Annotated in this window: 16 protein-coding genes; 13 read left to right on the forward strand and 3 right to left on the reverse strand. The window is 59.6% G+C overall.

The genetic code is table 11. From position 1 onward, the window contains the following. The first annotated feature begins 171 nt into the window (after nucleotides 1–171). The 10 genes from BLQ41_RS28920 to pdeM all read left to right on the forward strand — a co-directional run bounded on the left by BLQ41_RS28920 (nucleotide 172) and on the right by pdeM (nucleotide 13,406). On the forward strand, nucleotides 172–2,622 hold the full coding sequence (locus BLQ41_RS28920) for a penicillin acylase family protein (RefSeq protein WP_090187627.1): 2,451 nt from the start codon (nucleotides 172–174) through the stop codon (nucleotides 2,620–2,622). A gap of 190 nt (nucleotides 2,623–2,812) precedes the next feature. Next, nucleotides 2,813–3,847 carry a ligase-associated DNA damage response exonuclease gene (locus BLQ41_RS28925; RefSeq protein ID WP_090187629.1) on the forward strand — a complete coding sequence of 345 codons (1,035 nt, stop codon included), beginning with the start codon at nucleotides 2,813–2,815 and terminating at the stop codon, nucleotides 3,845–3,847. Beyond that, complete coding sequence (locus BLQ41_RS28930) at nucleotides 3,844–5,532, forward strand: ATP-dependent DNA ligase (RefSeq protein WP_090187631.1); 1,689 nt, start codon at nucleotides 3,844–3,846, stop codon at nucleotides 5,530–5,532. Before BLQ41_RS28925 ends, BLQ41_RS28930 begins: the two co-directional genes overlap by 4 nt. A 311-nt stretch (nucleotides 5,533–5,843) precedes the next feature. After that, nucleotides 5,844–6,626 carry a transporter substrate-binding domain-containing protein gene (locus tag BLQ41_RS28935; protein WP_090187634.1) on the forward strand — a complete coding sequence of 261 codons (783 nt, stop codon included), beginning with the start codon at nucleotides 5,844–5,846 and terminating at the stop codon, nucleotides 6,624–6,626. 56 nt (nucleotides 6,627–6,682) lie between these two features. Beyond that, nucleotides 6,683–7,411 (forward strand): ABC transporter permease, encoded by a 729-nt coding sequence (locus BLQ41_RS28940; RefSeq protein WP_033058975.1) that lies wholly within the window; start codon nucleotides 6,683–6,685, stop codon nucleotides 7,409–7,411. Further along, nucleotides 7,408–8,118: an ABC transporter permease gene (locus tag BLQ41_RS28945; RefSeq protein ID WP_090187637.1), complete on the forward strand. Its 711-nt coding sequence runs from the start codon at nucleotides 7,408–7,410 to the stop codon at nucleotides 8,116–8,118. The genes BLQ41_RS28940 and BLQ41_RS28945 overlap by 4 nt, the downstream gene beginning before the upstream one ends. A 28-nt stretch (nucleotides 8,119–8,146) precedes the next feature. Beyond that, the gene (locus BLQ41_RS28950; RefSeq protein ID WP_090187639.1) at nucleotides 8,147–9,265 is read left to right on the forward strand and encodes a succinylglutamate desuccinylase/aspartoacylase family protein; all 1,119 of its coding nucleotides are present in this window, start codon (nucleotides 8,147–8,149) and stop codon (nucleotides 9,263–9,265) included. A 13-nt stretch (nucleotides 9,266–9,278) separates the two neighbouring features. Continuing rightward, nucleotides 9,279–10,043, forward strand: coding sequence for an ABC transporter ATP-binding protein (locus BLQ41_RS28955; RefSeq protein ID WP_090187642.1), 765 nt, complete (start codon nucleotides 9,279–9,281; stop codon nucleotides 10,041–10,043). Between the two features lie 220 nt (nucleotides 10,044–10,263). Then, on the forward strand, nucleotides 10,264–12,750 hold the full coding sequence (locus BLQ41_RS28960) for a ligase-associated DNA damage response DEXH box helicase (protein ID WP_090187644.1): 2,487 nt from the start codon (nucleotides 10,264–10,266) through the stop codon (nucleotides 12,748–12,750). Continuing rightward, on the forward strand, nucleotides 12,750–13,406 hold the full coding sequence (pdeM, locus tag BLQ41_RS28965) for a ligase-associated DNA damage response endonuclease PdeM (protein ID WP_090187647.1): 657 nt from the start codon (nucleotides 12,750–12,752) through the stop codon (nucleotides 13,404–13,406). The genes BLQ41_RS28960 and pdeM overlap by 1 nt, the downstream gene beginning before the upstream one ends. Nucleotides 13,407–13,454: 48 nt before the next feature. Here the strand turns inward: pdeM and BLQ41_RS28970 are convergent, their stop codons facing one another. Together BLQ41_RS28970 and dcd are read right to left on the reverse strand one after the other, a co-directional pair. Then, the gene (locus tag BLQ41_RS28970) at nucleotides 13,455–13,664 is read right to left on the reverse strand and encodes a hypothetical protein (RefSeq protein WP_008060697.1); all 210 of its coding nucleotides are present in this window, start codon (nucleotides 13,662–13,664) and stop codon (nucleotides 13,455–13,457) included. Nucleotides 13,665–13,770: 106 nt separating this feature from the next. Then, nucleotides 13,771–14,337 carry a dCTP deaminase gene (gene dcd / locus BLQ41_RS28975; RefSeq protein WP_090187649.1) on the reverse strand — a complete coding sequence of 189 codons (567 nt, stop codon included), beginning with the start codon at nucleotides 14,335–14,337 and terminating at the stop codon, nucleotides 13,771–13,773. Nucleotides 14,338–14,691: 354 nt separating this feature from the next. Between dcd and BLQ41_RS28980 the strand changes: the two genes are divergently transcribed. Next, a complete protein-coding gene (locus BLQ41_RS28980) occupies nucleotides 14,692–14,901 on the forward strand; it encodes a cold-shock protein (RefSeq protein ID WP_002554837.1) in 210 nt (69 codons plus the stop codon). Between the two features lie 110 nt (nucleotides 14,902–15,011). Here BLQ41_RS28980 and BLQ41_RS28985 read toward each other — a convergent pair whose 3' ends face one another. After that, entirely contained in the window at nucleotides 15,012–16,019 is a 1,008-nt protein-coding gene (locus BLQ41_RS28985; RefSeq protein ID WP_090187652.1) for a DUF481 domain-containing protein, read from the reverse strand. Nucleotides 16,020–16,155: 136 nt separating this feature from the next. On the opposite strand from BLQ41_RS28985, the gene BLQ41_RS28990 reads away from it, so the two are divergent. Beyond that, nucleotides 16,156–16,536 carry an MGMT family protein gene (locus BLQ41_RS28990; RefSeq protein WP_231997080.1) on the forward strand — a complete coding sequence of 127 codons (381 nt, stop codon included), beginning with the start codon at nucleotides 16,156–16,158 and terminating at the stop codon, nucleotides 16,534–16,536. 44 nt (nucleotides 16,537–16,580) lie between these two features. Further along, nucleotides 16,581–18,140: an AmpG family muropeptide MFS transporter gene (locus tag BLQ41_RS28995; RefSeq protein ID WP_090187657.1), complete on the forward strand. Its 1,560-nt coding sequence runs from the start codon at nucleotides 16,581–16,583 to the stop codon at nucleotides 18,138–18,140. Nucleotides 18,141–18,189: the final 49 nt, after the last annotated feature.

Raw genomic sequence — 18,189 nt, forward strand, 5'->3', positions numbered from 1 at the left:
AGCTCCTACGGAAATGCCAAACCGTGTAGGAGCTGTCGAGTGAAACGAGGCTGCGATCATTTGCATTCCACAGACAAATCCTGAAATAACCTGATACCCCGCTTGCGCGGTCCCCTCCTGCTCACTAACGTAGCGGCTTTATTGCGCCTCTACCCCCGCAGGAGCTTTGCCATGGCCTCGCCAGCCCTTACACATTTCATTCCCCGGTTCGGCGTTGCCGCAGCAGTAGCCAGTGTTCTGAGCCTGACCGGTTGTCAGACCTGGAACACTCAAGACACCCTCCCGCCGACCACTGGCGTGCAACCGCTCAAGGGTCTGGCGCAGAACGTCTCGGTGCGCCGCAATGCCATGGGCATGCCGCTGATCGAAAGCAACAGCTTCCACGACGCGCTGTTCACCCTCGGTTATGTCCACGCCAGCGACCGCATCACGCAGATGGTCACCTTGCGCCTGCTGGCCGAAGGCCGTCTGACAGAAATGTCCGGTGCAGACCTGCTCGATGCCGACCGCTACATGCGTGCCGTCAATCTGAAGAAAAGCGCTGGTGAGTTGTACAAGGCTTCTTCGCCGCGCCTGAAACGCTTCTTTGAAGTCTATGCCCGCGGTGTCAACGCCTACCTGTTCCGCTACCGCGACAAGCTGCCGGCCGACCTCGCTGCCACGGGCTACAAGCCTGAGTACTGGAAACCGGAAGATTCGGCGCTGATTTTCTGCCTGCTGAATTTCAGCCAGTCCGCCAACCTGCCAGAAGAAATCGCCTCGCTGGTGTTGGCCCAGACGGTCACCACTGACAAACTCCCGTGGCTGACGCCGTCCGCGCCCGATGAAAAACTGCCGGTCGCCGAAGCCGAAAAACTTCAAGGCATCAAACTCAACGGCGCCATTCCAGGGCTGACCGAGATCAGCAAAGCCACCGGCCAACTGTCCGACCTGAACCTGCTGGGCGCCGCCTCGTCGAACAACTGGGCCATCGGCCCGCAACGCAGCCGCAGTGGCAAAAGCCTGCTGGCCAGCGACATTCATGGTCCGCTGGGCGTGCCGTCATTGTTTAGCTACGTGCAGATTCGCGCCCCTAAATACCAGGCCTCTGGCGTGACCGTTGCCGGTTTGCCGATGGTTCTCGGCGGTTTCAACGGCAAAGTGGCGTGGAGCATGACGGCGGTCATGGGTGACAACCAGGACCTGTTCCTGGAAAAAATCAAACGTCAGGGCAATGGCCTCACCTATGAGGTGAACGGCAAATGGCAGCCAGTGGTCGTGCGTAACGAAACCTACTTCGTCAAAGGCCAGCGGCCGATTCGCGAAGCGGTGTATGAAACCCGCCACGGGCCGTTGCTCAACAGCGCCCAAGGCACAACGCTGGCCAATGGTCTGGGCCTGGCCCTGCAGACGCCAAGCTTCACTGACGACAAGACCCTGGACGCATTTTTCGACCTGTCCCGCGCCCAAACCGTCGAGAAAGCCTCGGACGCCAGTCGGGAAATCCGGGCCATCGCCCTGAACCTGGTGTTCGCCGATGCCAGCAACATCGGCTGGCAGGTCACCGGTCGCTACCCGAACCGTCGCGAAGGCGAAGGCCTGCTGCCGTCGCCGGGCTGGGAAGGCCGTTACGACTGGGACGGTTACGCCGACCCGATGCTGCACCCGTATGATCAGGACCCGGCCCAAGGCTGGCTCGGCACCGCCAACCAGCGGGTCATTCCCCATGGCTACGGCATGCAGCTGTCCAATTCATGGTCGGCACCGGAGCGTGGCGAACGTATGGCCGAACTGGCCGGTGTGGGCAAACACGACACGCGCAGCATGATCGCGATGCAATACGACCAGACCACCACCTTCGCTGCCAAACTGAAAAAGATGTTTGAAGCCCCGGGCATGGCCCAGCCGCTCAAACAGGCCATCGAAGCGTTGCCCGTTGCCGATCGCGCCAAGGCGCACGAGGCGTACACGCGCTTGATGGCGTTCGACGGCAAACTCAGCCCGACCTCCGCCGACGCGGCGATTTACGAGTTGTTCCTGCAGGAAAGCGCCAAACAGACCTTCCTCGACGAACTGGGCCCGGAAACCAGCCCGGCGTGGAAAGCCTTTATCGCCAACGGCAAGTTGTCCTACGCGGCACAGGCCGATCACCTGCTGGGCCGTGAAGACAGTCCGTTCTGGGATGACGTGCGCACGCCGCAAAAAGAAGACAAGCCGACCATCCTCGCCCGCAGTCTGGCAGCGGCGATCAGCGCCGGTGACAGTCAACTGGGTGGCGATCACAAGGCCTGGCAATGGGGCAAATTGCACCGCTATGAATGGAAGAATGCCGGCGGCCAGACCGTACGCGGTCCTCTCGCAGCGGGTGGCGATCACACCACGCTGAACACATCGGCGTTCGCCTGGGGCCAGGATTTCAACACGACGCTGGCGCCCGCCATGCGCTTTATCGTCGATTTCGCCCAGGCCGAACCATTGATGGGGCAGAACGGCACGGGGCAATCCGGCAACCCGGCGAGCCCGAATTACCTGAACAGCGTTGATCCTTGGCTCAAGGGGCAATACATGAGCCTGCCGATGCAGCCGCAGAACTTTGACAAGGTTTACGGCAAGACACGGTTGACCCTGACGCCCGGCAAGTAAGGCAAAAGGCAAGGTCAAAAGATCGCAGCCTCGTTGCACTCGACAGTTCCTACAGATCTACGCAATCACCTGTAGGAGCTGTCGAGTGCAACGAGGCTGCGATCTTTTGTTTTTGATCCCTGAAAATTGATAGAACTTCTGGCTTCGTGCAAACCTCATAGCTAACAAGTCCCTCCATTTTGGTAACAACATGGATCTTGTTATCGCGCGTCCTGAAGGTTTGTACTGCCCCGCCGGCGATTTCTATATCGACCCGTGGCGGCCAGTCGAGCGTTCCGTCATCACCCATGCCCACGGCGACCACGCCCGAGGTGGCAATCAGCATTATCTGGCGGCCGCGCCCGGCGAAGGGATATTGCGTGCGCGACTGGGGCAGGACATCAACCTGCAAACCCTGCCCTATGGCCAGCGGTTACTGCATCACGGTGTCACCTTGAGTTTTCACCCGGCAGGCCATGTGCTCGGTTCGGCACAGGTGCGTCTGGAATACGGCGGTGAAGTCTGGGTCGCTTCCGGGGATTACAAGATCGAACCCGATGGCACCTGTGAGCCGTTCGAACCGGTGCGTTGCCACACATTCATCACCGAATCGACTTTCGGCCTGCCGATTTATCGCTGGCAGCCCCAGGCACAGGTTTTTTCCGAGATCAATCAGTGGTGGCAAGCCAATGCGGCAGCCGACAGAACCAGCGTGCTGTTGTGCTACTCCTTCGGCAAGGCCCAGCGAATTTTGCACGGCATCGACGCCAGCATCGGCCCCATTCTGGTGCACGGCGCGGTCGAGCCGTTGAACCGGGTTTATCGCGAGAGCGGCGTCTACATACCGCCAACGATCTATGCCGGCGACGTTAAAAAAAGCGACCCGATAATGCGCAAGGCGCTGGTCATCGCCCCGCCATCGGCGGGTGCCAGCACCTGGATGCGGCGTTTTGGCGACTACAGCGACGGCTTCGCCAGCGGCTGGATGCGTTTGCGCGGCACGCGTCGGCGACGCGGTGTAGACCGTGGCTTTGTATTGTCCGACCACGCCGACTGGCCCGGCCTGCTCTGGGCCATCGAACAGACCGGGGCTGAACGGGTGATGGTCACCCACGGTTCGGTTGGCGTGCTGGTGCGTCATCTGCGCGAACAGGGCCTGGACGCTCAAAGCTTCAGCACCGAGTACGGCGACGATGAGGAAGACGCTGCGCTCACTGAACCCGACACCGCCGAGGTGCAGCCATGAAAGACTTCGCCGAGCTGTATACGGAACTCGACGCGACCACGTCTAGCAACGCCAAACTGGCCGTGATGCAATCCTACTTCGCCCAGGCTGCGCCACAAGATGCAGCATGGGCGGTATATTTCCTGTCCGGCGGACGGCCTCGCCAATTGGTGCCAGTGCGGGTGCTGCGAGAGCTGGCGGTGGAGTTTTCCGGCCTCCAGCCCTGGCTGTTCGAAGAAAGTTACCAGGCGGTTGGCGACCTGGCAGAAACCATTTCGCTGGTCCTGCCTGAAGCCGTGCACAGCTCCACCGACGGGCTGGCGGTGTGGATCGAAGACAAACTGCTGCCGCTGCGCGGCGAATCGCCGGAGGTTCTCGCACAGCGCCTGCCTGCGCTATGGGCGCAGCTGGACCGCCATAGCCTGATGCTCTGCATCAAGCTCATCACCGGCAGCTTGCGCGTCGGCGTGTCCAAGCTGCTAGTCACTCGTGCCTTGGCATCCATGGCCGGGCTCGACAGTAAACGCGTGGCCCAGCGGCTGGTCGGTTACACCGATCTGTCCAATCGTCCGAATGCTGGCAGTTACCTGAAACTGATCGCGGCCGAATCCAGCGACGAACATTCCCAACGGGGCGGTCAGCCGTATCCGTTTTTCCTGGCGCATGCCTTGTCGCAACCGGTCGAGCAATTCGAAGACCTGCTGGGTCCCGCCAGCAACTGGCAGGTGGAATGGAAGTGGGACGGGATTCGTGCCCAAGTGGTTAAGCGCGAGGGGCGCCTGTGGATCTGGTCCCGAGGCGAAGAGCTGGTCACCGAGCGTTTTCCCGAATTCGATAGCCTGGTACATGGCCTGCCGGACGGCACGGTCATCGACGGTGAAATCGTTGTCTGGAAACCCGAGCAATCCGGCACACAGGATGCCTTCAATCCTCAATCACCCGCCTCACCTGCGGTGCAACCTTTCGCCCTGCTGCAACAGCGGATTGGTCGCAAAACCCTCGACAGGAAAATCCTCGAAGAGGTGCCGGTGGTCATCCTCGCCTACGACCTGCTGGAATGGGCCGGCGATGATTGGCGTAATCAGCCGCAGGACAAGCGCCGGACTCAGCTTGAGCAAGTCATCGCCACCTGCAGCAACCCGGTATTGCTCGCCTCGCCGGTGCTCACCGGCGAAGACTGGTTTGACCTCGCCCGCCAACGCGAGTCTTCGCGCAGCCTCGGCGTCGAAGGCATGATGCTCAAGGCACGGGATGCGCTGTATGGCGTCGGCCGGACCAAGGACATGGGTACTTGGTGGAAATGGAAAGTCGACCCGTTCAGTGTCGATGCGGTGCTGATTTACGCGCAACGCGGCCATGGCCGCCGGGCCAGTCTCTACAGTGATTACACCTTCGCGGTCTGGGACGGCCCGCCCGACGCCAGCGAACGGACGCTGGTGCCTTTCGCCAAAGCCTATTCAGGGCTGACCGACGAGGAAATGCGCCAGGTCGACAGCATTGTTCGCAAGACCACGGTGGAGAAATTCGGGCCGGTCAGCAGCGTCAGGCCGAGCCTGGTGTTTGAACTGGGGTTCGAGGGCATTGCCCTGTCCAAACGCCACAAGAGCGGGATCGCCGTGCGGTTTCCCAGGATGCTGCGCTGGCGTCAGGACAAGTCCGTCGAAGAGGCCGACAACCTCGCTACCTTGCAGAACCTGCTGGGCTAACCCCTATCCCCTGTGGGAGTGAGCCTGCTCGCGGTTGCGGTGTGTCAGTCGACATAAATGTCACTGAACCAACGCTATCGCGAGCAGGCTCACTCCCACAGGTTTTTGAGCCAATCCGAACTAACTTGGTGCAGCTATTTCCCCGCGCCCGATTTCGTGCATAAATCTCCTGTTGCCATTTCTTGAATCACCTTTTAAAACGCTTGTTCGGGACTCTGGTTCGGAAATTGCTACTTTCACTAGGTCTTACGCTTTCCAGTAACAATAATTCTGCGCCACAAGCGCTCATATTGGTTCTTAGGGATTGAATAATGAAAAAAGCATTGCTGACCCTTTCTGCACTGGCGTTGTGCATGGCTGCTGGTTCCGCCATGGCAAAGGAATACAAAGAACTGCGTTTTGGCGTTGACCCTTCTTATGCTCCGTTCGAGTCCAAAGCGGCTGACGGAAGCCTGGTGGGCTTCGACATCGATCTGGGGAACGCGATCTGCGCCGAACTGAAGGTCAAGTGCAAATGGGTCGAAAGCGATTTCGACGGCATGATTCCGGGCCTGAAGGCCAATAAATTCGACGGTGTGATCTCTTCGATGACCGTCACCGAAGCCCGCGAAAAAGTCATCGACTTCTCCAGCGAGCTGTTCTCCGGCCCAACCGCTTACGTGTCGAAGAAAGGTTCTGGCGTCACCGCAGACGTCGCTTCGCTCAAGGGCAAGACCGTCGGCTACGAACAAGGCACCATCCAGGAAGCCTATGCCAAAGCCGTTTTGGACAAGGCCGGCGTTAAAACCCAGGCCTACGCCAACCAGGATCAGGTCTATGCCGACTTGACTTCCGGTCGTCTCGACGCAGGGATTCAGGACATGCTGCAAGCCGAACTGGGCTTCCTGAAGTCGCCACAAGGCGCCGACTATGATGTCAGCAAGCCGGTCGACGACCATTTGCTGCCGGCTAAAACGGCTGTCGGTATTAAGAAAGGTAACACCGAGCTGAAAGCGCTTTTGGATAAAGGTATCAAAGCGTTACACGATGATGGCAAATACGCCGAGATTCAAAAGAAACACTTTGGCGATCTGAATCTGTACAGCGGCAAATAATGCCCGGCGCCCATCTCGCGATGGGCGCTTTTTTTATCCGATCAGGTTGCTGATTTATGTTCGAAAACCTATTACAAAATCTGGGGCTCTCAGCCTTCAGCCTCAAGGGCTTCGGTCCGTTGCTGATGGAAGGCACCTGGATGACCATCAAATTATCGGCGTTGTCGCTCTTGGTGGCCGTCTTGCTCGGCTTGCTGGGCGCCAGCGCCAAGCTGTCCAAAGTCAAACTGGTGCGCGTGCCGGCGCAGGTCTACACCACGCTGATTCGCGGCGTGCCGGACCTGGTGCTGATGCTGTTGATTTTCTACAGCCTGCAAACTTGGCTGACGTCGTTTACCGACTTCATGGAATGGGAATACATCGAGATCAACCCGTTCAGCGCCGGGGTCATCACCCTGGGCTTCATCTATGGCGCGTACTTCACCGAGACCTTCCGTGGCGCGATACTCGCAGTCCCGCGTGGTCAGGTCGAAGCCGCCACCGCGTATGGCCTCAAGCGTGGCCAGCGTTTCTGGATCGTGGTGTTCCCGCAAATGATGCGTTTTGCCCTGCCGGGGATCGGCAATAACTGGATGGTGATGCTCAAGGCCACTGCGCTGGTGTCGATCATCGGCCTCGCCGACCTGGTCAAAGCCGCTCAGGACGCCGGCAAAAGCACCTATCAACTGTTCTATTTCCTGGTGCTGGCCGCGGTGATTTACCTGCTGATTACCAGCGCCTCCAACTTCGTCCTGCGCTGGCTCGAACGCCGTTACGCCGCTGGTTCCCGGGAGGCCGTACGATGATCGAACTCTTGCAGGAATACTGGAAACCTTTCCTTTATACCGACGGCCAGAACATCACCGGCCTGGCCATGACCCTGTGGTTGCTCAGCGCCTCGATCTTCTTTGGTTTCCTGGTGTCGATCCCGCTGTCCATCGCCCGGGTGTCGCCGCATTTCTACGTCCGCTGGCCGGTGCAGTTCTACACCTACCTGTTCCGTGGCACGCCGCTGTATATCCAGCTGCTGATCTGCTACACCGGGATCTACAGCCTGGCCGCCGTGCGCGCCCAACCGGTGCTCGATGCATTCTTTCGCGATGCAATGAACTGCACCATCCTGGCATTCGCCCTGAACACCTGCGCCTACACCACGGAGATTTTCGCCGGGGCGATCCGCAGCATGAACCACGGTGAAGTCGAAGCGGCCAAGGCTTATGGCCTGACAGGCTGGAAGCTGTATGCGTACGTGATCATGCCGTCAGCCCTGCGTCGCTCGTTGCCTTACTACAGCAACGAAGTGATTCTGATGCTGCACTCGACCACCGTGGCGTTCACGGCGACCATCCCGGACATCCTGAAAGTCGCGCGGGACGCCAACTCGGCAACCTTCCTGACCTTCCAGTCGTTCGGCATAGCCGCGCTGATCTACCTGACCGTGACCTTCGCGCTCGTCGGCCTGTTCCGCCTCGCCGAACGCCGCTGGCTGGCCTTCCTCGGGCCTACCCACTAGGACCCGCTTTAGGGATAAAGAGACAAACATGCGCCACCAGATTCATGACCTGCTGGCCCCGCTGCCGGGGACCGCGCGACAGATTCACAGTTTCCACTTCGGCCCCTCGTCGGCCAAAGGCAAGATTTACATCCAGTCGTCCCTGCACGCCGATGAATTGCCCGGCATGCTGGTGGCCTGGCACCTCAAGCAGCGCCTGGCGGAACTCGAAGCCGCCGGCCACCTGCGCAGTGAGATCGTGCTGGTGCCGGTGGCCAACCCGGTCGGCCTGGAACAAGTGTTGATGGACGTGCCGCTGGGCCGCTACGAGCTCGAAAGCGGCCAGAACTTCAACCGCTGGTTCGTCGATTTGAGCGAGGCCGTCGGTAACGAGATCGAAGGCCAGCTTGGCGATGATCCGCAGCACAACCTCGAACTGATCCGCAGCAGCCTGCGCAATGCGCTGGCGGCGCAGACCGCCGGCACGCAACTGCAATCCCAGCGCCTGACCCTGCAACGGCTAGCCTGCGATGCGGACATGGTGCTGGACCTGCATTGCGATTTCGAAGCCGTGGCGCACCTCTACACCACGCCCGAAGCCTGGCCGCAGGTCGAGCCGCTGGCCCGTTACATCGGTGCCGAAGCGAGCCTGCTGGCCACCGATTCCGGCGGTCAGTCGTTTGATGAATGCTTCACTCTGCTCTGGTGGCAGTTGAAAGAACGCTTCGGCGAGCATTTCGACATTCCGTTGGGCAGCTTTTCGGTCACCGTCGAATTGCGCGGCCAGGGTGACGTCAATCACCCGCTGGCCAGTCTCGATTGCCAGGCGCTGATCGATTACCTGATCCACTTCGGGGCCATTTCCGGCGAACCGGCGCCACTGCCCGCGCTGCCCTACCCCGCCACGCCGCTGGCAGGCGTCGAACCGGTGTCTACGCCGGTCGGCGGGCTGCTGGTGTTCACCGCGCTCCCGGGGGAATACCTCGAAGCCGGGCAGATGATCGCTGAAATCATTGACCCGATCAGCGATCTCGTCACTCCCGTTCATTGCACCGCCGCCGGGCTGATGTACGCCCGTTCGCTGCGACGCATGGCCACTGCCGGCATGGTGATCGCGCACGTCGCGGGCGCCGAAGCCTATCGCAGCGGCTACCTACTTTCGCCTTGAGGATGCATGCCCCATGTACAAACTGACCATTGAAGGCCTGCATAAAAGCTATGGCGATCATCATGTGCTCAAAGGCGTTTCACTCAAGGCCAACACGGGCGACGTCATCAGCCTGATCGGCGCCAGCGGCTCGGGCAAAAGTACCTTCCTGCGTTGCATCAACTTTCTGGAGCAACCCAACGACGGTGCGATGACCCTGGACGGCCAGAACATCCGCATGATCAAGGATCGCCACGGCATGCACGTGGCCGACGCCAATGAACTGCAAAAGATCCGCACACGCCTGGCCATGGTGTTCCAGCATTTCAACCTGTGGAGCCACATGACCGTGCTGGAAAACATCACCATGGCGCCACGCCGGGTGCTGGGTTGCAGCAAAGAGGAAGCCGAAGACCGCGCTCGACGTTACCTCGACAAGGTCGGCCTGGCCGCTCGTGTGGCGGATCAGTACCCGGCATTCCTGTCCGGCGGCCAGCAGCAACGGGTCGCCATTGCCCGCGCGTTGGCGATGGAGCCGGAAGTCATGCTGTTCGACGAGCCGACGTCGGCACTCGACCCGGAACTGGTCGGCGAAGTGCTCCGAGTGATCCAGGGCCTGGCCGAGGAAGGCCGGACCATGATCATGGTGACCCACGAAATGAGCTTCGCCCGCAAGGTCTCGAACCAGGTGTTGTTCTTGCACCAGGGCCTGGTGGAAGAGGAAGGCGCGCCGGAAGACGTGCTGGGCAATCCGAAAAGTGAACGGTTGAAGCAGTTCCTCAGCGGCAACCTCAAATAACCGACGGCAGGACACATAACCCCGTAGGAGCTGTCGAGAGAAACGAGGCTGCGATCTTTTGATCTTGTTTTTTTAAAGATCAGGATCAAAAGATCGCAGCCTCGTTTCACTCGACAGCTCCTACAGTAGGGTCCGGTCGCTCAGATTGCTCAGTGTCATTAAACCTTTGCCATGGCGGCGCGGTCACTGAAAGAACACTTTCAGAGCGCACATCGCCGGTATGGGAACCTCCCCCGACTTCGCTAAACAATGGTTCACCGCCCGCGGCTGGAAGCCATTCGCCTTTCAGAAACAGGTGTGGATGGCGGTTAAACGCGGTGAGTCCGGATTGCTGCACGCCAGCACCGGCGCCGGTAAAACCTACGCGCTCTGGTTTGCCGCGCTCAATCGTTTCGCCTCATTCGTTGCGCCTGTTGAAACACCACGCAAACGAAAACCGCTCGCCCAACCACTGACCGTGTTGTGGATCACGCCCATGCGCGCTCTGGCGGCCGACACGGCCCGAGCCCTGGAAGCGCCGCTGCTTGATTTGCATATTCCGTGGAGCGTCGGACTGCGTACCGGCGACACCAGCAGCAGCGAGCGCGCCCGTCAGAGTCGACGCCTGCCCACCACCCTGATCACCACCCCCGAAAGCCTGACCCTGATGCTCGCCCGTGCCGATGCGCGCACGGCGCTGGCGACCCTGCGCATGGTGGTGGTCGACGAATGGCATGAACTGCTCGGCAACAAACGCGGCGTGCAACTGCAACTGGCCCTGGCGCGCTTGCGGCGGTGGACCCCGGAGCTGATCGTGTGGGGCGTTTCCGCGACGCTGGGTAATCAGGCCCACGCTGAACAGGTATTGATCCCACAAGGTGGCGGCATCAGTGTGCAGGGCCAGACCTCCAAGTCATTGCTCGTCGACACATTGTTACCCCCCGCCATCGAACGGTTTCCATGGGCCGGACATATCGGTTTGAAGATGTTGCCGCAAGTCGTCGTGGAACTGGATTCCAGCCCCAGCAGCCTGGTGTTCACCAATACCCGCGCGCAATCGGAGATCTGGTATCAAGCCTTGCTGGAGGCACGCCCCGATTGGGCCGGGTTAATCGCTTTGCATCACAGCTCACTGTCGAGAGAAACCCGCGACTGGGTTGAGCGGGCATTGAAAGACGGTCAGCTCAAAGCGGTGGTTTGCACGTCCAGCCTGGATTTGGGCGTGGACTTCCTGCCAGTGGAACGGGTGCTGCAAATCGGCTCGGCCAAGGGCGTGGCGCGGCTGATGCAACGCGCAGGTCGCTCAGGTCACGCGCCGGGACGGGTTTCACGGGTGACCCTGGTGCCCACTCACAGTCTGGAATTGATCGAAGCGGCCGCTGCGCAAGACGCCGTGGCGGCGCAACGCATTGAACCTCGAGAGTCACCGCATAAACCGCTGGATGTGTTGGTTCAGCACCTGGTCAGCATGGCGCTGGGCGGTGGTTTTTTGCCCGATGAGTTGTATGAAGAAGTCCGCGGCGCCTGGGCGTATCGCGATCTCACCCAGGCGGACTGGACCTGGGCACTGGCTTTCGTACGCCATGGCGGACTTTCTCTGACGGCTTACCCGGACTACCGCAGGGTCGAACCGGATGAACACGGCGTGTGGCGCGTGCCGGATGCGCGACTCGCGCGGCGCCATCGCATGAGCATCGGCACCATCGTCAGCGACGCGAGCATCCAGCTGAAGTTCTGGAGCAAGGGCGGCGGTGGCAAACAATTGGGCAGTGTCGAGGAAGGGTTTATCGCGCGACTCAAACCGGGTGACGGTTTTCTGTTTGCGGGGCGTCTGTTGGAACTGGTCCGGGTGGAAAACATGACCGCTTATGTCAAACGCAGCACCGTGAAAAAAGCGGCGGTGCCGCGCTGGAATGGCGGCCGGATGCCCCTCTCCAACGAGCTGGCACAGGCGGTGGTCGAGCGTTTCAGTGCGGCCGCGCACGGTGAGTTCGTCGGCCCGGAAATGCAGGCATTGCAGCCTCTGCTTGAGGTGCAACAACGTTGGTCCGGCCTGCCAACCTCGACGAAGTTGCTGGCTGAGGCCCTGAAATCCCGCGAAGGCTGGCACCTGTTTCTTTATCCCTTTGCCGGGCGCCAAGTGCATTTGGGGCTCGCCAGTCTGCTGGCCTGGCGCGTCAGCCAACAACAGCCAGTGACGTTTTCCATTGCGGTAAACGACTATGGGCTGGAATTGCTCAGTGCCACTCACATGGATTGGTCACAGGTGCTGAACGCCGAATTACTGAGTCCCGGCAATTTGTTGCAAGACGTGCTCGCCAGTTTGAATGCCGGTGAACTTGCACGTCGCCGGTTTCGGGAAATCGCGCGGATCGCCGGGCTGGTCTTCGCCGGCTACCCCGGCGCACCGAAAAGCACGCGCCAGGTTCAAGCGTCGAGCGGGTTGTTCTTCGAAGTATTCAAACAATACGACGCCGGCAATTTGCTGCTGGCGCAGGCAGGGGAAGAAGTTCTGCGTGAAGAACTGGATATTCATCGCCTGGAGGAGTCGCTGGAGCGCATCAACCGGCTGAAAGTGGACCTGCATCAGATCAAACGTCCTACACCACTCGGGTTTCCGCTGCTGGTCGAGCGCATGCGGGAAAGCATGAGTTCGGAAAAACTCGCCGATCGCATCCGCCGCATGGTCAGCGACCTTGAGAAAACCGCCGAAACCGGGAAACGCTGATGAACACGCCCTATCCGATACGACTGGCGGGTGAGGAACTGTGGCTGCTGCCCGAAAAGGCTATCTATTGGCCAGCCCAACAAGCGCTGCTGATCGCTGATGTGCATTTCGGCAAGGCGGCGGCCTATCGCAGCCTTGGCCAGCCAGTGCCTCACGGCACCACCGCGAGCAATATCGCGGTGCTGGACGGGCTGCTGACAGCCTTGCCCTGCCGTCAGCTGATTTTCCTCGGGGATTTTCTACACGGGCCCGGCTCTCACGCAACGGCCACCCTGAGCGCCCTGGCCGAATGGCGAATGCGCCACCCTGATTTGCCGATGACGCTGATTCGTGGCAACCACGACAAACGCGCGGGGGACCCGCCGGCCTCGTTAAACATTCGGGTCGTGCCGGAGCCGTTACTGATGGGGCCGTTCGCCTTGCAGCACGAACCGGAGCCACATCCTGACCGGCACGTGCTCGCCGGACACGTACATCCGGTGTACCGACTTAATGGCAGAGGTCGGCAGACCTTGCGACTGGCCTGCTTCAAGCTGGGCGTGGATGTAAGCCTGTTACCGGCCTTTGGCGCGTTTACCGGCGGGTATCAGGTCGAGCAAGACGAGCGCTGCAGGATTTTTGTCATTGGCGACAACGAAATATGGCCAGTCAGCTGACGTCTTCAGGGACATCAGCTGACTGGCCATTCATGTTTCAGCAGCAGGTCAGGCGACAGGCGCGGGAGGCGGCTCGTCCGGCAAAGTGGGCTCACCGGGTTCTGTCGGTTGTTCATTGGGGGTATCGGGATCAGGCTGGCCGGGGATGCCCCCTGCCATGCTGACGGGCGGATGTGCCAACAATGACCAGGCCAAAACGCCAACCTGATTGGGCTCAAGCCTTGCCAGTTCGGCACTTATTCGCGGATCGATCTTCATATAGCACTCCTGAGCGAAGGCCCCGTTCGCTGTGCGCGAACCGGGCAGTACACCCAATAGAGTGTCTACCCGCTCAAGAATTCCCGCTACCTGCCAGATGAATGGATCAAGTGCGTGGGAGGGTGACGCCGAGCTGGCCCTGATACTTGCCGCCACGGTCCTTGTAGGAGACTTCGCACTCTTCGTCGGATTCGAAAAACAGCATCTGCGCCACGCCTTCGTTGGCGTAGATTTTCGCCGGCAAGGTCGTGGTGTTGGAGAACTCCAGGGTCACGTGGCCTTCCCACTCGGGCTCAAGCGGCGTCACGTTGACGATAATGCCGCAACGCGCGTAGGTGCTTTTACCCAGGCAAATGGTCAGCACGTTGCGCGGAATGCGGAAAAATTCCACGGTGCGTGCCAGGGCGAAGGAGTTCGGCGGAATGATGCAGACATCGCTTTTAACGTCGACGAAGCTCTTCTCATCGAAGTTCTTCGGATCGACGGTCGCCGAGTTGATGTTGGTGAACACCTTGAATTCGTCGGCGCAGCGAACGTCGTAGCCATAGCTCGAAACACCGTAGGAAATGACGCGCTCGGCGCCTTCACCGCGCATCTGGCGCTCAACGAAGGGCTCGATCATGCCGTGCTCTTGCGCCATGCGGCGAATCCACTTGTCCGATTTGATGCTCATGGCGGGTGTCCTGAATAGCGAGGTGGAAAAATTCTGTCCGGCATCTTACCGGGCGCGCGCTCCGGGTTCAAAGTCCGGGGCACAATTCTCGCCGATCCCCTGTAAATATTGGGCTTTGGCGTTAATACGCTGCACCGTCAGTCATGAAAACAGAGAAACCTTCGCAAGAAGCATTGGCACGTTCTGTAAAAAGGGTTAAGGTGGCGCCACTGTGCTGCTTGTGTCACTGAGAATCTCTACACGATATGTTGAATTTCGATCCAACCATCTACAAGAATTTTTCCTGCTCTTTGCACTCAGTCTCGGCCAGGGTTCTTCCTGCGTCGCAGTTATCTTTGTTCAAGGAGTTACACCATGTCTAATCGCCAAACCGGTACCGTTAAGTGGTTCAACGATGAAAAAGGCTTCGGCTTCATCACCCCACAATCCGGTGACGACCTGTTCGTTCACTTCAAAGCTATCCAATCCGACGGCTTCAAAAGCCTGAAAGAAGGCCAACAGGTTTCTTTCATCGCTACCCGCGGTCAGAAAGGCATGCAAGCTGAAGAAGTTCAAGTTATCTAACTTGTACTTGCTTTAGTAAAAAGCCCCGCCCTCAAAAGCGGGGCTTTTTTGTGCCTGGCTGTTTTGCAGGCAAAAAAAATCGCAGCCAGTGGCTGCGATTTTTTTATGCCTTACCAGGCCACGCCAAACCCTGCGGTGTAGCGCGTCTTGTCCAGATCAGCCTCGTCGGTACCGCTGATGATGTCTCGCTCAGCCTTCAGATTGAGCGATGCCCACTCCGTGACTTTGTAGCGCAAGCCCATTTCGGCATCGAGTGCATAATCGGCAACGCCCGACAACGGCTTGCCCACTTCGCCATTGGTGAAGAACTCCACCTTCTTGCCGATCAGGTAGCGGTTGTAGTCCCACTTCATCGCCAAGGAATAGAAGTTCTCCTTGCTGCCGTCGGAGAACTCATAGTCCGTGCGGTTAACCAGTGAACCCAGGGAGAATGCGCCCAACTCGTCATCCCAGAACTGGTAACCCGGACCGGTACCGACCGTGCGCTGACGAGAGAGGTCTTCGACCTTGTCACGCTTATAGACTGCTCGACCTTGCCAGAACCATTTCTCGGTCAGGAAGCGGTCGAGCGAGTATTCGGCGCGCCAGTTGTCGGTGGTGACCACGTCATCCTGAAATTCGCGGTTGTACTCGCCTTCCGCGATGTGGCGCCATCTGCCATGACGCGCGGTGGTCTTGAAGTCGATGTCGTAGTCATCGGTGTCTTTTTCCGCCCGCTGGTAATCCAGCGCCGCATCGATATTGCCCTTCCACACCAGGTCTTCGACGACCGGCTTGGGCTTGAGGATCTGCTGGATGCTGGCCAGCTCCACAGTCTTGGGCGCCTCGCCATTTTCCAGCGTCACCTTGCCATCGTCCGCCGGATGCAACGACTTGGCCTTTTCGCCGGTGTAGGCATCTTGCTTGACCAACAACTCCTGATCACTTTCCAGGGTTTTGACCTGTTTCCAGTCGATCGGCACCGCGCCGGCGTACTCGGTCTGGATCAGCAATTTGCCGCCGTCGAACAGCGAAATCTTGCCGCTCAACTTGTCACCGTTTTTCAACCAGACGGTATCGGCGAGCAAGGGAGTGGAAGCACTCATGACAGCAAGGCACAACAGGGTTCTGGACACCATAAGCAGAGATAGGCTCAAGATTGCGAAAAAAAGTCGGCATTATCCGTGGGAATAAGACCCTGACAACGACTGACCCAACTATTTCTCCTGAGTTCATTTCTCAACAGGGGATCCAGGACTTACTCTACAGCCGGTAATGCGAACTTTTTCAGGAACTGCGGACGTGACCGACTCCACCACTGAAACCGAAAGCCCGGCGCAAATCCGACGCACGGCGCTCTACCTGACCCTTGCACAGGTACCGGAGGGCAAAGTGGTGAGCTATGGTCAATTGGCCGAGCTGGCCGGATTGGGCCGAGCCGCACGCTGGGTTGGACGCACACTGAGCCAATTGCCCGGCGACACGAAGTTGCCCTGGCATCGCGTGCTCGGTGCCGGTGGTCGGATCAGCTTGCCCGTGGGCAGTCCTTCAGGGGATGAGCAGCGGGCGCGATTGCGCTCCGAAGGCATTAGTGTCCTGAATAATCGTGTTGATATTCTGCGCCATGGCTGGCGTCCGGTAGAGCACAGCGGTTAGAGTGCGCGCTTTGTTTCCGTAACTCTTGAGGCAGACTCCAGCCCATGCCCCGTAAAACCTGGCGCGCCGCGCTCGCCGCCTATGCCAGCCCCTCGACGCTCGTGTTGTTGTTGCTTGGTTTCGCCGCCGGCATGCCCTACATGCTGGTGTTTTCGACGCTTTCCGTCTGGCTGCGTGAGGCCGGTGTAGCCCGCGAAACCATTGGCTATGCAAGCCTGATCGGCTTGGCCTATGCCTTCAAATGGGTGTGGTCTCCGCTGCTGGACCAATGGCGCCTGCCATTTCTCGGCAAACTCGGTCGACGACGCTCCTGGCTGGTACTGTCCCAGACGCTGGTCATCCTCGGCTTGATCGGGATGGGTTTCTGCGATCCGCAAAAACACCTGTCCTGGCTGATCGCTATCGCCGTGGTCGTCGCCTTCGCCTCGGCGACACAAGACATCGCGGTTGACGCCTATCGCCTGGAAATCGCCGACGACACTCGCCAGGCCGCGCTCGCTGCCAGCTATATGTCTGGCTACCGGATTGCCGCGCTGCTGGCCACGGCCGGCGCACTGTTCTTCGCTGAAGGCTTCGGCTCCACCGGCTTCAACTACAAGCACTCAGCCTGGACCGGCACTTACGTACTGTTTGGCGCCCTGATGATTCCGGCCTTGCTGACCAGCCTGTTCATGCGTGAGCCACCCGTGCCACTGCGCACCCAACTCCAGGCCGGGCGCTACAGCTTTGTGCATCAACTGGTGTCGGTGTTCGTGCTGATTGTGTTGCTGGTCTCGGTACCGGCCATGTTCACCCAACTCTACAACACCGACTTCGCCAGCGTGCTGTTCAAAGGCGTAAGCCTGCTCGACCTGCTGCTTGAAGATCGCGCATTCCTGCGGGCAATCCTCTACACCACCCTGACGATGATGTGCCTGTCAGCCATGGGTCGGCGCGGTCTGGCGCCGGTACTGACCCCAGTCAACGACTTCATTTTGCGTTACCGCTGGCAAGCGTTCCTGCTGCTCGGGCTGATCGCCACCTATCGGATGTCCGATACGGTCATGGGCGTGATGGCCAACGTGTTCTACATCGACCAGGGTTTCACCAAAGACCAGATTGCCAGCGTCAGTAAGGTCTTTGGCCTGATCATGACGCTACTCGGCGCCGGGATGGGCGGCCTGCTGATCGTGCGCTTCGGTATCTTGCCAATCCTGCTCATCGGCGGTATCACCTCGGCCGGGACCAACCTGCTGTTCCTGATGCTCGCCGACATGGGCGCGAATCTGAACATGCTGATCTTCACTATTTCCCTGGATAACTTCAGCTCGGGCCTGGCGACCTCAGCGTTCGTCGCCTACCTGTCGAGCCTGACCAACCTGAAATTCTCCGCCACCCAGTACGCCCTGCTCAGCTCGATCATGTTGCTGCTGCCTCGCCTGATCGGCGGTTACTCAGGCGTCATGGTAGAGAAATTCGGCTATCACAATTTCTTCATGATCACCGCCCTCCTCGGCGTGCCGACGGTGCTGTTGATCGCCCTGCACTGGTTCCAGGAGAGCCGCCGCGCAGGTCCGACACCGACACCCGAACCGGTGCCGACCCAGGTCGCCGAAGAATCGTAAGACATTTCGCAGAGGGCGCGGCGAAACCCGCCCTCCTGCCACACCGCCG

This window comes from Pseudomonas arsenicoxydans, assembly GCF_900103875.1.
Classification (GTDB): Bacteria; Pseudomonadota; Gammaproteobacteria; order Pseudomonadales; family Pseudomonadaceae; genus Aquipseudomonas; species Aquipseudomonas arsenicoxydans.

Coding starts and splice junctions, on each gene's coding strand:
- BLQ41_RS28945 (WP_090187637.1), top strand. CDS start 7,408: ATGATCGAACTCTTGCAGGAATACTGGAAACCTTTCCTTTATACCGAC.
- pdeM (WP_090187647.1), top strand. CDS start 12,750: ATGAACACGCCCTATCCGATACGACTGGCGGGTGAGGAACTGTGGCTG.
- BLQ41_RS28955 (WP_090187642.1), top strand. CDS start 9,279: ATGTACAAACTGACCATTGAAGGCCTGCATAAAAGCTATGGCGATCAT.
- BLQ41_RS28925 (WP_090187629.1), top strand. CDS start 2,813: ATGGATCTTGTTATCGCGCGTCCTGAAGGTTTGTACTGCCCCGCCGGC.
- BLQ41_RS28950 (WP_090187639.1), top strand. CDS start 8,147: ATGCGCCACCAGATTCATGACCTGCTGGCCCCGCTGCCGGGGACCGCG.
- BLQ41_RS28960 (WP_090187644.1), top strand. CDS start 10,264: ATGGGAACCTCCCCCGACTTCGCTAAACAATGGTTCACCGCCCGCGGC.
- BLQ41_RS28930 (WP_090187631.1), top strand. CDS start 3,844: ATGAAAGACTTCGCCGAGCTGTATACGGAACTCGACGCGACCACGTCT.
- BLQ41_RS28995 (WP_090187657.1), top strand. CDS start 16,581: ATGCCCCGTAAAACCTGGCGCGCCGCGCTCGCCGCCTATGCCAGCCCC.
- BLQ41_RS28935 (WP_090187634.1), top strand. CDS start 5,844: ATGAAAAAAGCATTGCTGACCCTTTCTGCACTGGCGTTGTGCATGGCT.
- BLQ41_RS28920 (WP_090187627.1), top strand. CDS start 172: ATGGCCTCGCCAGCCCTTACACATTTCATTCCCCGGTTCGGCGTTGCC.
- BLQ41_RS28985 (WP_090187652.1), bottom strand. CDS start 16,019: ATGGTGTCCAGAACCCTGTTGTGCCTTGCTGTCATGAGTGCTTCCACT.
- BLQ41_RS28980 (WP_002554837.1), top strand. CDS start 14,692: ATGTCTAATCGCCAAACCGGTACCGTTAAGTGGTTCAACGATGAAAAA.
- dcd (WP_090187649.1), bottom strand. CDS start 14,337: ATGAGCATCAAATCGGACAAGTGGATTCGCCGCATGGCGCAAGAGCAC.
- BLQ41_RS28940 (WP_033058975.1), top strand. CDS start 6,683: ATGTTCGAAAACCTATTACAAAATCTGGGGCTCTCAGCCTTCAGCCTC.
- BLQ41_RS28990 (WP_231997080.1), top strand. CDS start 16,156: ATGCGAACTTTTTCAGGAACTGCGGACGTGACCGACTCCACCACTGAA.
- BLQ41_RS28970 (WP_008060697.1), bottom strand. CDS start 13,664: ATGAAGATCGATCCGCGAATAAGTGCCGAACTGGCAAGGCTTGAGCCC.